The 12,459-nt window shown below is 62.7% G+C and carries 13 protein-coding genes; 11 read left to right on the forward strand and 2 right to left on the reverse strand.

What is annotated here, in order from left to right; genetic code table 11:
• Nucleotides 1-64: 64 nt before the first annotated feature.
• The 10 genes from murD to RUW20_RS16895 all read left to right on the forward strand — a co-directional run bounded on the left by murD (nt 65) and on the right by RUW20_RS16895 (nt 10,424).
• Nucleotides 65-1,432, forward strand: a complete 1,368-nt coding sequence (gene murD, locus RUW20_RS16850) for a UDP-N-acetylmuramoyl-L-alanine--D-glutamate ligase (RefSeq protein WP_313953384.1) — start codon at nt 65-67, stop codon at nt 1,430-1,432.
• A complete protein-coding gene (gene ftsW / locus RUW20_RS16855; RefSeq protein WP_313953385.1) occupies nt 1,432-2,595 on the forward strand; it encodes a putative lipid II flippase FtsW in 1,164 nt (387 codons plus the stop codon). The genes murD and ftsW overlap by 1 nt, the downstream gene beginning before the upstream one ends.
• Nucleotides 2,592-3,662, forward strand: a complete 1,071-nt coding sequence (murG, locus tag RUW20_RS16860; protein WP_313953386.1) for an undecaprenyldiphospho-muramoylpentapeptide beta-N-acetylglucosaminyltransferase — start codon at nt 2,592-2,594, stop codon at nt 3,660-3,662. The genes ftsW and murG overlap by 4 nt, the downstream gene beginning before the upstream one ends.
• The gene (gene murC / locus RUW20_RS16865) at nt 3,659-5,056 is read left to right on the forward strand and encodes a UDP-N-acetylmuramate--L-alanine ligase (protein WP_313953387.1); all 1,398 of its coding nucleotides are present in this window, start codon (nt 3,659-3,661) and stop codon (nt 5,054-5,056) included. Before murG ends, murC begins: the two co-directional genes overlap by 4 nt.
• Nucleotides 5,049-5,984 (forward strand): D-alanine--D-alanine ligase, encoded by a 936-nt coding sequence (locus tag RUW20_RS16870; protein WP_313953388.1) that lies wholly within the window; start codon nt 5,049-5,051, stop codon nt 5,982-5,984. Before murC ends, RUW20_RS16870 begins: the two co-directional genes overlap by 8 nt.
• 24 nt (nt 5,985-6,008) lie before the next feature.
• Nucleotides 6,009-6,740: a cell division protein FtsQ/DivIB gene (locus RUW20_RS16875; RefSeq protein WP_313953389.1), complete on the forward strand. Its 732-nt coding sequence runs from the start codon at nt 6,009-6,011 to the stop codon at nt 6,738-6,740.
• On the forward strand, nt 6,737-7,966 hold the full coding sequence (gene ftsA, locus RUW20_RS16880) for a cell division protein FtsA (RefSeq protein ID WP_313953390.1): 1,230 nt from the start codon (nt 6,737-6,739) through the stop codon (nt 7,964-7,966). Before RUW20_RS16875 ends, ftsA begins: the two co-directional genes overlap by 4 nt.
• Before the next feature lie 63 nt (nt 7,967-8,029).
• On the forward strand, nt 8,030-9,205 hold the full coding sequence (gene ftsZ / locus RUW20_RS16885; protein WP_313953391.1) for a cell division protein FtsZ: 1,176 nt from the start codon (nt 8,030-8,032) through the stop codon (nt 9,203-9,205).
• 96 nt (nt 9,206-9,301) lie between these two features.
• Nucleotides 9,302-10,231, forward strand: a complete 930-nt coding sequence (gene lpxC / locus RUW20_RS16890; protein WP_313953392.1) for a UDP-3-O-acyl-N-acetylglucosamine deacetylase — start codon at nt 9,302-9,304, stop codon at nt 10,229-10,231.
• Nucleotides 10,232-10,235: 4 nt separating this feature from the next.
• Nucleotides 10,236-10,424, forward strand: coding sequence for a hypothetical protein (locus RUW20_RS16895; RefSeq protein WP_313953393.1), 189 nt, complete (start codon nt 10,236-10,238; stop codon nt 10,422-10,424).
• On the opposite strand, the gene RUW20_RS16900 is transcribed toward RUW20_RS16895, so the two are convergent.
• The gene (locus RUW20_RS16900) at nt 10,411-10,848 is read right to left on the reverse strand and encodes a DciA family protein (RefSeq protein WP_313953394.1); all 438 of its coding nucleotides are present in this window, start codon (nt 10,846-10,848) and stop codon (nt 10,411-10,413) included. The two genes, RUW20_RS16895 and RUW20_RS16900, sit on opposite strands and share 14 nt — an antisense overlap.
• 25 nt (nt 10,849-10,873) lie before the next feature.
• On the opposite strand from RUW20_RS16900, the gene RUW20_RS16905 reads away from it, so the two are divergent.
• Nucleotides 10,874-11,812 carry a M23 family metallopeptidase gene (locus RUW20_RS16905; protein WP_313953395.1) on the forward strand — a complete coding sequence of 313 codons (939 nt, stop codon included), beginning with the start codon at nt 10,874-10,876 and terminating at the stop codon, nt 11,810-11,812.
• Between the two features lie 89 nt (nt 11,813-11,901).
• Here the strand turns inward: RUW20_RS16905 and RUW20_RS16910 are convergent, their stop codons facing one another.
• Nucleotides 11,902-12,411, reverse strand: a complete 510-nt coding sequence (locus RUW20_RS16910; RefSeq protein WP_313953396.1) for a dihydrofolate reductase — start codon at nt 12,409-12,411, stop codon at nt 11,902-11,904.
• Nucleotides 12,412-12,459 lie beyond the last annotated feature (48 nt).

A 12,459-nucleotide genomic window follows, 5' to 3' on the forward strand; every position in this document is an offset into this window, starting at 1 on the left:
CGTTTCTGGATCATCACCATCATGCTGGTGCTGGTCGGCTTGTCTACCCTGAAGTTGCGCTGACGTGGAACTCCAGGGAAAGCTGATCCTTGTCCTCGGCCTCGGCGAGTCGGGGCTGGCGATGACCAGGTGGCTGGCGCGACAAGGCGCCAGTGTTCGCGTTGCCGACAGCCGCGACGCCCCACCCCAGGCGGACACGCTGCGCGCCGCAGTCCCGGAGGCGACCCTGTTGGCCGGGGCGTTTACCCCGGAGGCCTTCGTCGGTGTCGACCTGATCGCCATTTCCCCTGGCGTCCCGGTACAGGAACCGCTGGTGCAGGAGGCGATTGCGCGGGGGATTCCGCTGGTCTCCGAGATCGAGCTCTTCGCCCGGGCTCTCCGCCGCCTGAGCCCAGACGCGGTCCTGATCGCGATTACCGGCAGCAACGGCAAGACCACAACCACCGCCCTCGCCGGTGCTTTGTGCCGCGCTGCTGGGCGGCGAACCGCAGTCGCCGGAAATATCGGCCCGGCGGCGCTGGACGCTCTGATGATGGCTATCGACGCTGGCGGATTGCCGTCGGTCTGGGTTCTGGAACTGTCCAGTTTCCAGCTCGACACGACACACACATTGACCGCCGATGCCGCTACCGTGCTCAACGTCAGCGAGGACCATCTCGATCGCTACGACGGCCTGGATGACTACGCCGCAAGCAAGGCTCGCATCTTCCAGGGCAGCGGCGTGATGGTGCTCAATCGCGACGACGGGCGCAGCCTGGCGGCAGCGCGCGGCGACCGGCGGGTGGTGACATTCGGTCTCGGTCCGGCAGTGCAGGCGGGTGATTACGGCATCGAGAACGGCTGGCTGATGCGCGGCAGCGACCAGCTCATCGCTCTCACCAGCTTGAAGCTGGTCGGCCGCCATAACGCGGCCAATGCGCTGGCTGCACTGGCCTTGTGCGAGGCGATTGGGGTCGATCCGCACGCTGTGCTGCCGGCACTGGCAGCCTTCGCTGGTCTCGCACATCGGGTCGAGTGGGTCGCTGAAATCAATGGTGTCAGCTACTTCGACGACTCCAAGGCGACCAATGTCGGTGCCACCCTGGCTGCCGTTGAAGGCCTTGGCTGCAAGGTTGCCATCATCCTGGGTGGCGACGGCAAAGGGCAGGACTTCCTGCCGCTGAGCAGGGCCATTGCCCAGCATGCGCGTGCGGCCGCACTGATCGGGCGTGATGCGCCGGCGATCGCCGCGGCCCTGGAGCCGTGCCCGGTTCCGATGTGCCGGTGCCTCGATATGGCAGAAGCGGTCCGCTGGTGCACCGCCCAGGCGCAAAGGGGGGACGCCGTGCTGCTCTCGCCCGCATGCGCCAGCATGGACATGTATCGCAACTACGTACATCGCGCCGAGGTCTTCGTCGAGGCCGTCCGCCGTATCGAACGGGAGGCCGCCTGATGTTGTTGCGAGCTCTCGACGCGCCGCGCCGCCTGCCCGCGGAGATCGATCTGGCGCTCCTGTGGAGCACCTTGATTCTCCTGCTGATCGGCATGGTGATGGTGTACTCGGCTTCGATGGCCACTGCCGAAGCGGCGCGTGTAACGGGCAACCAGCCGGCCTACTTTCTGGTCCGGCATGCGGTCTTTCTGACTATCGGCCTGTTGGCTGCTGCCGTCGCCTTTCAGGTGCCGTTGTCGACGTGGCAGCAGTGGTCGCCGTGGCTGTTCGTCGCCGGCTTCCTGCTGCTGGCCCTGGTCCTGGTGCCCGGTATCGGGCGCGAAGTCAACGGCGCACGCCGCTGGCTTCCCCTTGGCATCGTCACCCTGCAACCATCCGAGTTGATGAAGTTCTTTGCCGTCCTCTACACGGCGGATTACACGGCACGCAAGATGACCCACATGCACGATCTCAAGAGAGCCTTTCTGCCGATGGCTTTCGCCATGGTGGCTGTCGGCGTCCTGCTCCTCAAGGAGCCGGATTTCGGCGCTTTTGTGGTGATCATCGCGGTGTCCATCGCCATTCTCTTTCTCGGCGGCATGCGGGCGCGCTTGTTCGTGGTACTGATTGTTGTCCTGATCGCGGCTTTCGCCGCGTTGATCATTCTGTCGCCTTACCGGCGTGATCGGATTTTCGGTTTCATGGACCCGTGGGCTGATGCCTTTGGGCGTGGCTACCAGTTGTCGCACGCATTGATCGCCTTCGGCCGCGGCGAGTTGTTTGGCGTCGGCCTTGGCGCGAGCGTCGAGAAACTGTTCTATCTGCCGGAGGCGCACACCGACTTTCTGCTCGCCGTGATCGCCGAGGAACTCGGTTTCGTCGGCGTTCTGGTGGTCATCGTGTTGTTCGGTCTGCTGGTCCAGCGCGCCTTCGCGATCGGTCGCCAGGCGGTAGCTCTCGACCGGCTGTACTCGGCGCTGGTCGCTCAGGGGATTGGCGTCTGGCTGGGTGTGCAGGGCTTCATCAACATGGGTGTCAACACCGGATTGTTGCCAACCAAGGGATTGACGCTGCCTCTGATGAGCTTCGGCGGTTCGGGGATCCTTGCCAACTGCGTGGCGGTGGCGGTCTTGCTCAGGATCGATTGGGAGAATCGCCAATTGATGCGTGGAGCGAAAGTATGAGCGCACACGTCAGCAAGACGCTCCTGGTGATGGCCGGTGGAACCGGGGGGCACGTCTTCCCGGGTCTGGCCGTGGCCGACCTGCTCAAGAGCCGTAACTGGAACGTGGTGTGGATGGGCGCTCCCGACAGCATGGAAGCGAAGCTCGTCCCTGCGCGTGGCTACGAAATGGCCTGGGTGCGCTTTGCTGCGCTACGGGGCAAGGGTTTGCTGCGCAAACTGCTGCTCCCCTTCCATCTGTTCTCCGCTTGCTGGCAGGCACGGCGCGAGCTGCGCCGGGTCAAACCGGACGTCGTTTTGGGGATGGGTGGCTACATCAGCTTTCCGGGTGGCATGATGGCCGCGCTGTTGCGCTGCCCGTTGGTGATTCACGAGCAGAACTCGGTCGCCGGCCTGGCCAACAGGGTGCTTGCCAAGCTTGCCGACAGGGTGGCCTGTGGTTTCCCGGATGTGCTGCCGAAAGGCGTCTGGGTCGGCAATCCCCTGCGTCCGGAGATGAGCGCCGTGCCGGGGCCGGCAGAGCGTCTTGCCGGTCGTCAGCCGCCGTTGCACCTGTTGGTTCTTGGCGGCAGCCTGGGGGCGGCAGCGCTCAACGAGATGGTCCCCAAAGGCCTGGCCCTGATCGACGCCGACCAGCGGCCACTGGTTGTGCATCAGGCCGGCGAGAAGCATCTCGCCCAACTGCGTGAGAACTACGAGGCAGCGGGAGTGCAGGCGCATTGCGCAGCTTTCATAGAAGACATGGCCGGCGCCTATCAGTGGGCTGATCTGGTGTTGTGTCGGGCTGGCGCACTAACCGTGGCCGAGCTGGCTGCGACCGGTGTGGCGAGCATCCTGGTGCCGTTTCCCCATGCCGTGGACGACCATCAGACGGGTAATGCCAAATTCCTGTCGCTGGCCGGTGGCGCCATCCTCCTACCCCAGAGTCAGCTGACGCCGGAATCGATCAGCCTGATTCGCAATTACCCCCGCAGGCAGCTCCTGGAAATGGCCGAAAAGGCTCGCGAGCTGGCCAAGCCGGAAGCTACCGCGGACGTTGCGCGGATGTGCGAGGAACTGGTCGCGTGAAACACAAAGTCAAGAGCATTCATTTCGTCGGTATCGGTGGTGCCGGCATGAGCGGCATTGCCGAGGTGCTGGCCAACCTGGGTTTCCGGGTCAGCGGATCGGATCTGGCCGACAACTCGACCACCCGGCGCCTGGCCGCGCTCGGCGTGAAGACCCGGCTCGGGCACGCCGCAGGCAACATCGATGGTGCTGACGCGGTGGTGATCTCTTCGGCGGTGAAAGCGGACAATCCCGAGGTCGTCGCGGCGCGGCAGCGCAAGCTGCCGGTCGTGCCGCGGGCGCAGATGCTCGCCGAGTTGATGCGCCTCAAGCAGGGGATCGCGGTCGCCGGCACGCACGGCAAGACCACCACTACCAGCCTGACCGCATCGATTCTTGCCGAGGGCGGCATGGACCCGACCTTCGTCATCGGTGGGCTTCTCAACGCTGCCGGCGCCAACGCGCGCCTGGGTTCCGGCGACTTTCTGGTGGCCGAGGCCGACGAATCGGATGCATCGTTCCTGTTGCTGTCGCCGGTGATTTCGGTGGTTACCAATATCGACGCCGATCACATGGAAACCTACGGTCACGACTTCAACCGGCTGAAGCAGGCCTTCGTCGATTTTCTTCAGCGCTTGCCTTTCTACGGGGTAGCCGTGCTCTGCGCCGACGATCCCAATGTCCGTGAAATCATGCCAATGGTGAGCAAGCAGATCGTCACCTACGGTATCGATTCGTCAGCCAATGTCCGCGCGGAGAAGGTTACGGCAATCGACGGTCGGATGCATTTCGACTGCGTGCGGGTCAACGGCAGCAGCAGTCGTTTGCCAATCAGTCTCAACCTGCCCGGCCTGCACAATGTCCTCAACGCGCTGGCCGCAATTGCCGTCGCCAGCGAGATCGGCGTTACCGATCTGGCGATCGTCAAGGCGCTGACCGACTTCAAGGGTGTCGGAAGACGTTTTCAGCGCTACGCGGACGTGCTCCTGCCCAGTGGCGGGTGTTTCAGTTTGGTCGACGACTATGGCCACCACCCGGTCGAGATGCGCGCGACGATTGCTGCGGCGCGCGGCGCCTTTCCGGGTCGTCGTCTCCTCCTTGCTTTCCAGCCGCATCGCTACACGCGTACCCGCGACTGTTTCGAGGATTTCGTCAACGTCCTGGGTGGGGTCGACGCCCTGGTGCTCTCCGAGGTCTATGCCGCCGGCGAGCAAGCGATCATCGCCGCCGACGGGCGGTCGCTGGCGCGAGCCCTGCGTGTGGCGGGCAAGGTCGAACCGGTCTTCGTCGAGAACATCGGTGAGCTGCCGCAAGCGATCCTCGACATCGCCCGCGACGGCGATGTGGTAATGACCATGGGCGCAGGTTCGATCGGTGGCGTCGCCAGCAAACTGGTGGCTGACCAGGATGAATGAATTGAACATCAAGGATTTCGGAAGGGTTGCCGTACTCTTCGGTGGTCGCTCGGCCGAGCGTGAAGTTTCGCTGAATAGCGGCTCTCGGGTACTGGAAGCACTGCTGCGCAGGGGCGTTGACGCCCACGCCTTCGACCCGGCGGCGCGCAAGCTTGACGAACTGGCGAGCTTCGACCGTGCCTTCATCGCTTTACACGGGCGCTACGGCGAAGATGGGACCATCCAGGGTGCCCTCGAGTTGATGGGTATTCCCTACACTGGCAGCGGCGTGATGGCCTCCGCACTCGGGATGGACAAGTGGCGCAGCAAGATGCTCTGGAATGCTGCCGGCGTGCCGGTGCCGGAGTACCTGATGCTCACCGCCGATAGCGACTTCGCGGCGGTGGAAGCGAAGCTTGGCTTGCCGCTGTTCGTCAAGCCTGCCTGCGAGGGTTCGTCGATCGGTATTAGCAAAGTCAAACGGCCAGGCGAGCTCCCCGCAGCGTACGTCAATGCGGCGAAGCACGATGCACTGGTGATCGCCGAACGGGCCATCCTCGGGGGTGAGTACACGGTCGCCATCCTCGGTGGACAGGCGCTGCCGATTGTCAAGATCGAGCCGGGTACCGAGTTCTACGATTACGACGCCAAGTACCTGCGCGACGACACCGTTTACCGCTGTCCCTGTGACCTGTCGGAGAGCCGCGAAAGTGAGCTTCGACAACAGGCGGTCGACGCCTTCCACCTTCTCGGCGGTCGCGGCTGGGGGCGGGTCGACTTTCTGATGGATCAGCTGGAAAACGATGGTACTCGGCAGGCCTACTTTCTCGAAGTGAATACCTCTCCTGGTATGACCGACCACTCGCTGGTGCCAATGGCGGCGCGAGCAGCGGGCATTCCGTACGACGATCTGGTGGTTCGCGTTCTTGCACTTGCCGCCCTGGGATGAACGATGTGGCACAAACCCCATTTGATGACGGCCATTTCGGACTTGCTGCTGCTGGCAGCTGGCGCAGCGCTGCTGGTGGCAGCGGTGGTATGGGGGGCACCGCGTCTGCACCTGTTTCCGCTCAAGGAGCTGCGGGTGACGCACGAGCTGCTGGAGGTGCAACGTGCGGAGGTGGAGGAATCGCTGGAGGCGCAACTGCACGGCAGCTTCTTCACCGTCAATCTGGAAGCCTTGCGCCTGTCACTCGAGCAGTTGACCTGGGTCCGTCGTGCCGAGGTATGGCGGGAATGGCCTGGACGCATAGACGTCCGGATCGAGGAGCAGCGGGCGGCGGCGCATTGGGGAGATGGGCACGGGGAACTGGTCAACACCTACGGGGAAGTCTTCGCTGCCCCGCTATCTGGCGAGCGGCAATTGCCACGTCTCAGCGGACCGGTCGGGTCGTCGAGCGAGGTGCTCCATCGCTACGGGGAGTTCGCAGAGCTTTTGAACCCTATTGGTCGGCGGCCGGCGCAAGTTGCTTTGTCGCCTCGTCTGGCCTGGGTCATCGAGCTGGAGGACGGGATGTTGGTTGAACTCGGTCGCGAGCAGGCAAAGGCGCCGATCCGCATGCGCCTGCAACGCTTCGTCGACTACTATCCGACGCTGTCTGCCACTCGCCATGGGCGGCCGCAGGCGGTGGACATGCGGTATCCGAACGGCTTCGCATTGCGCTTTCCGGCAACGGCGGGCCAAGAAGGCAAAGGAAAGAAATGAGCAGGGATAGCAAGGATCTGATCGTCGGCCTCGACATTGGCACGTCGAAAATCGTCGCGCTGGTCGCGGAACTCACTCCGGAAGGGCGGGTGAACGTGATCGGCATGGGCTCCCAGGAATCCAGGGGGCTCAAGAAGGGTGTGGTGGTCAACATCGAGGAGACCGTCGCTACCATCTCGCGCGTGCTGCAGGAAGTCGAGCTGATGGCTGACTGCAAGGTTCGGGAAGTCTATACCGGCATCGCCGGCAGTCACATCAGGAGCTTCAACTCGAACGGAATGGTGGCCATCAAGGACCGGGAAGTGACCCCGATGGATGTCGAGAGGGTGATCGAAACGGCGCGTGCCATGCCGATCCCTGCCGACCAGGAAATCCTGCACATCCTGACGCAGGAGTTCATCATCGACGACCAGGATGGTATCCGTGAGCCGATCGGCATGAGCGGCTTCCGCCTCGAGGTCAAGGTGCATATCGTCACCGGCGCGGTCTCGGCGGCCCAGAACATCGTCAAGTGCGTTCGCCGTTGCGGGCTGGAGGTGAACGACCTGGTTCTGCAGCCGCTTGCTTCGAGCTGTGCCGTGCTCTCCGAGGATGAAAAAGATCTCGGTATCTGCCTGATCGACATCGGCGGCGGCACTACTGATTTGGCGGTGTGGACACAAGGCGCGATCCGCCACACCTCGGTCATTCCAATCGCCGGCGACCAGATAACCAACGACATCGCGATGGCCTTGCGCACGCCAACGCGCGAGGCGGAAGACATCAAACGTCGCTATGGCTGCGCCCTGGCCGACCTCGCCGATCCGGAAGATGCGCTCGATGTGGTCGGTGTCGACGACCGCCCGTCGCGCAAGCTGTCGCGCCGAGCGCTGGCGGACGTGATCCAGCCACGAGTCGAAGAGCTCTTCGAACTGATCCAGGCCGAGCTGCGCCGCTCCGGATTCGAGGATGTCCTGTCCTCGGGCATCGTGCTGACGGGTGGTGCCTCGGTGATGCCGGGGATGATCGAGCTCGGCGAGGAGATCTTCCACATGCCGGTCCGCCTGGGCATCCCGAAGTATCAGGGTGCGCTTGCCGACGTGGTGCAGAACCCGCGTTTCGCGACCGCCTGTGGTTTGCTGTTGGAGGCGCAAACGCAACGCAAGCGTGGTTTGAAGGTGAGGGAAACGAGAGACGTGAAACAGGTTTTCGGGCGTATGAAGTCCTGGTTTGAAAAGAACTTCTAATCCCGTGTAGGTCGCAGTTACCAACTTTTTGCAGTCAGCAGGCTTTTTGCAGAGGAGACGACAATGTTTGAAATTATCGACAGAGAAGACAACGGCGGTACGCGGGATACCGTGATCAAGGTGATCGGTATCGGTGGCGCTGGCGGCAACGCCGTCGACCACATGATTCGCGAGGGCGTGAACGGCGTCGACTTCATCGCCGCCAACACCGATTCGCAGGCACTTGCGCGCAGCGTCGCGGTCGAGCGGTTGCAGCTTGGCAAGACCGGGCTCGGCGCTGGCGCCAAACCGGAGGCGGGACGTAGCGCTGCAATGGAGGAGCGGGAGGCAATCGCCCAATCGCTCACCGGCGCTCACATGGTCTTCATTACCGCCGGCATGGGTGGTGGCACTGGCACCGGTGCGGCACCGATCGTCGCCGAGGTGGCGCGTGAACTCGGGGTTCTGACCGTCGCCGTGGTAACCAAGCCGTTCGGCTTCGAGGGAAAGCGCCTGAAGATAGCGGAAGCGGGTATCGCCGAACTGCAGAAGAACGTCGACTCGCTCATCGTCATCCTCAACGACCGCCTGATGGACGTTCTCGGTGATGACGTCTCCATGGATGACGCTTTCAAGGCCGCGGATAACGTACTGCGCAACGCTGTGGGCGGGATCGCCGAGATCATCAACTTTCCGGGGCTGGTCAACGTCGACTTCGAGGATGTACGGACGGTGATGGGCGAAATGGGCATGGCGATGATGGGTTCGGCCAATGCCGCCGGCGTCGACCGGGCGCGGATTGCCGCCGAGCGAGCCGTCGCCTCACCGCTGCTCGAAGGCGTGAACCTGTCCGGGGCCAAGGGCGTGCTGGTCAACATCACCGCTACGCGCTCGCTGAAGATGAAGGAAGTCAACGAGGTGATGAACACCGTCCGTGCCTTTGCGGCAGACGATGCGCACATCATCTTTGGCGCGGTCTATGACGAAAGTATCGGCGATGATATCCGCGTGACGGTGGTCGCAACCGGCCTTGGCCAGACGCAGGCCAAGAGGCAGTCCTTTGAAGTGATCAACAGTTCGCTCACCCAGGCGACGGGAACGGACGGTCGTTTCGCGCACGGTCAGAATATCGACTACTCGAGCCTGGACCAGACACCGGCGGTGTTTCGCAAGGGGCGCAGCGCAACCGTGGAAGCATTGGCCAATAGCGGTGTCGATCGCTGGGATATCCCGGCGTTTCTGAGAAAGCAGGCTGACTGAGCTGGGCGGGCCACCACCTCCTCTGCCCGGATTGGCGAGTTACGGGACAGCTCAGGCTGTGCTAGAATTCGCCAATTCTATTGTCTTTTCAAGCAGATGTTGAAGCAGCGAACACTCAAATCCGTGATCCGCGCCGCCGGCGTTGGCCTTCATTCCGGCGTCAAGGTGAATATCAGCCTGCGCCCGGCCGCTCCGACAACCGGTATCGTCTTTCGCCGTGTCGATCTTGACCCGGTGGTCGACCTGCCGGCGTCAGCGTTGCTGGTCGGCGATACGCTGATGTGTTCATGCCTGGAGCGCGATGGTGTCAAGGTGAGTACCATCGAGCACCTGATGTCTGCGTTTGCCGGTCTGGGGATCGACAATGCTTTTGTCGACCTCGACGCAGCCGAGATGCCGATTCTCGACGGATCGGCATCGCCGTTTGTCTTCCTGATCCAGTCCGCGGGGATCGAAGAGCAGCCGGTGCCCAAGAAATTCATCCGCGTCAAACGCCCGATCGAGGTTCGCGAGAGCGACCGGGCCGGCGAGAAATGGGCTCGCTTCGAGCCTTACGACGGCTTTCGCCTGTCGTTCTCGATCGGTTTCAACCATCCGGCAATCGATCGCACGGGCCAGTCAGTGACCATCGATTTTGCCGAGCACTCGTATGTGCGTGAAGTGGCACGGGCGCGTACCTTCGGTTTCATGCACGAAGTCGAATGGTTGCGGGAAAATGGCCTCGCGCAGGGCGGCGGTCTGGATAACGCCGTCGTGCTCGACGAATATCGCGTGCTGAACCCGGACGGCCTGCGTTACAGCGACGAGTTCGTCAAGCACAAGGTGCTCGATGCCATCGGCGATCTCTATCTGCTCGGCCACCCATTACTGGCGTCATTTGTTGCGCACAAATCAGGACATGCGCTGAATAACGCGCTGGCTCGCCAACTGCTGGCGCAGCCGGACGCCTGGGAATACGTCAGTTTCGACAACCAGGAACTGGCGCCGCGGTCACTTTCTCTCTGGCTGGCGTCACCGGCGGTCTGACGCGATGTGGTTGTTGCGCTTGCTGGCGGTCCTGACGGTGATCACCGTCGCTGGCGGCGTGGTCGTCTTCTTGTTTACCCGCGACCAGCGCTACCTTTTCTTTGCGTGGCGCGTATTTCGCTATGCCCTGATCGTCGCGCTGCTCGTTTTCGCGCTGTTGATCGTCGAGCGCGTCGCGGTCATTCCTGTCTAGCTGCACGCTCCAGCAATCTCTCGAGCGCCCCTCGCAGTGGCGATGCCGGCAGCGAATTGCTCAATGCGGTCAACGTCTGGCCGGTCCTGCCGCTCAGTGGCTTCAGGGCCGCGGGCCTGAGCGCAGGCGCGCGACGGTCTGCGGCTTGCACTTTGACCTGAACCCCTCTACACTCCACTCCCCGTTTCAATAACTCGTCGACCAGCGTGGGTGCCATCTGCCGTAGCTTGGTCGCGACCGCGCCCGTCGTGGCGTGGATAAGCATAATCCCCGACTTGTAATTGGCCAAGGTGCTTGCCTGGCCGAGATGTGGCGGCGCGATCTCTTGATATAGAGCTGCGAGCTGGACCAGCAGCTTCGCGTGCGCCAGCACTTTGCCCGTGCCTTCGGCAGCTTCAAGGTAGTTCTGGAGCAAATTCGGCATCGGGAGTTCAAGGGAGAGGCAACCTGTGCATCTTATTCTCGTCTCCAACCGTCTGGCAACCGCCAAGACGCTGACCATCACGCCACGTCTGTTGCTTCTGCTGATGTTCGGTTTTCTGGCGCTGGTCGTGTCTACCTCTTTCGCCTTCTCATCGTTGCGCTTGAGCTTTCACGCGCCTGTCTCGGACAGTGCCCCTGCCCTAGCGGAGGAGTCGGATAAGCAGGATGCGCGGGACTTTGCGCGCGGCAGTCTCAATGCCATGGCGACCAAGCTCGGCGAGATGCAGGCACAGCTGCTGCGTCTCGATTCGCTGGGAGAGCGGATTTCGCGGATCTACGGCGTGCCTGCCCCGGAAAAGAGCAGCAAAGGCGGACAGGGCGGGCCGCTGATTATCGACCTGTCATCGCCATCTGAGCCCGAGCTTCTGCGAGCCCTCGAGCACCTCGACGCCATCCTCGAACAACGCAGCGATAGCCTGACCGCGCTTGAGTCGCAGCTACTCGAGCAGAGAATCAGGAGTAGTCTGTTGCCGACACTGCTACCGATCGATGGCGGACGGGTTGGCTCGCGCTTTGGCCTTCGCATCGATCCGGTGGTCGGCGTGCGAGCCCGGCATGAAGGTATGGACTTCGTCGCCGATCCGGGAACCAGGGTTGCCGCCGCCGGCGGCGGCGTCGTGCTGGCTACCGAATTTCACCCGGAGTATGGCAATCTGGTCGACATCGACCACGGCAATGAATTGTCCTCGCGCTACGCCCATCTGGCGAGGATTGATGTCAAGCCTGGTCAGGTCGTCAGGCGCGGTGAGCAAATTGGCGTCAGTGGCAATACGGGTCGTACGACAGGGCCGCATCTGCATTTTGAGGTGCGCTTCAAGGGTGTCGCACAGAATCCGGAGCGCTTCTTCCGCCACAGTCTGCCGCTTGCTGCGCAGAAGGTGGTGCCAAACAAGAACGGATCTTAGCGCCGCCTGCCGGTTCGTCGCGGCGGCTCCGAGACCCCCCGACTTTTGCCACCACGCGCTGCTCGCCCGCGCAACAAGCTTCGCGTCGGCTAGCGGCGCTCGTAGACCACAAACTCGAAGGCCGGGGAATTGGCCGCCGTTTCGGCGCCAGTGGAGCGGGTGTTTCCGACGCACCGCGAAACCTCGCGCCAGTCGCTGCGCTTGATCTCGGGGAAGAAGCTGTCACCCGGGCGGTCTTCGGCGACTTCCGTCAGATAGAGTCGCGTGGCAAGCGGCAGAGTCTGGTGATATAGTTCTGCACCGCCAATGACGAACACTTCACTGTCGTCGCCGGCCAGAGCCATTGCTTCCTTGACCGAGCAGGCCAGTGTCGCGCCGACCGGCCGGTAGGCCGGGTTGCGGCTGACGACGATGTTGTGGCGATGCGGTAATGGCCGAAACGCCGCTGGTAGCGACTCCCACGTTTTTCTGCCCATCACCACGACCTTGCCGCGAGTCGTTTCGCGAAAGTACTTCATGTCTTCCGGCAGGTGCCAGAGCAACTGCTGCTGATCGCCAATGGCACGGTTACGGGCAACGGCGGCGATCAGGGAAATCATGACGAATAATGCGGACGTTTGTAAATGCCGTCCCCGTAATAATGGGGC

Origin of the sequence: Accumulibacter sp. (assembly GCF_032229525.1) — a bacterium.
GTDB lineage: Bacteria > Pseudomonadota > Gammaproteobacteria > Burkholderiales > Rhodocyclaceae > Accumulibacter.

Coding starts and splice junctions, on each gene's coding strand:
- ftsW (WP_313953385.1), top strand. CDS start 1,432: ATGTTGTTGCGAGCTCTCGACGCGCCGCGCCGCCTGCCCGCGGAGATC.
- murG (WP_313953386.1), top strand. CDS start 2,592: ATGAGCGCACACGTCAGCAAGACGCTCCTGGTGATGGCCGGTGGAACC.
- RUW20_RS16870 (WP_313953388.1), top strand. CDS start 5,049: ATGAATGAATTGAACATCAAGGATTTCGGAAGGGTTGCCGTACTCTTC.
- RUW20_RS16875 (WP_313953389.1), top strand. CDS start 6,009: ATGACGGCCATTTCGGACTTGCTGCTGCTGGCAGCTGGCGCAGCGCTG.
- ftsA (WP_313953390.1), top strand. CDS start 6,737: ATGAGCAGGGATAGCAAGGATCTGATCGTCGGCCTCGACATTGGCACG.
- ftsZ (WP_313953391.1), top strand. CDS start 8,030: ATGTTTGAAATTATCGACAGAGAAGACAACGGCGGTACGCGGGATACC.
- lpxC (WP_313953392.1), top strand. CDS start 9,302: ATGTTGAAGCAGCGAACACTCAAATCCGTGATCCGCGCCGCCGGCGTT.
- RUW20_RS16895 (WP_313953393.1), top strand. CDS start 10,236: ATGTGGTTGTTGCGCTTGCTGGCGGTCCTGACGGTGATCACCGTCGCT.
- RUW20_RS16900 (WP_313953394.1), bottom strand. CDS start 10,848: ATGCCGAATTTGCTCCAGAACTACCTTGAAGCTGCCGAAGGCACGGGC.
- RUW20_RS16910 (WP_313953396.1), bottom strand. CDS start 12,411: ATGATTTCCCTGATCGCCGCCGTTGCCCGTAACCGTGCCATTGGCGAT.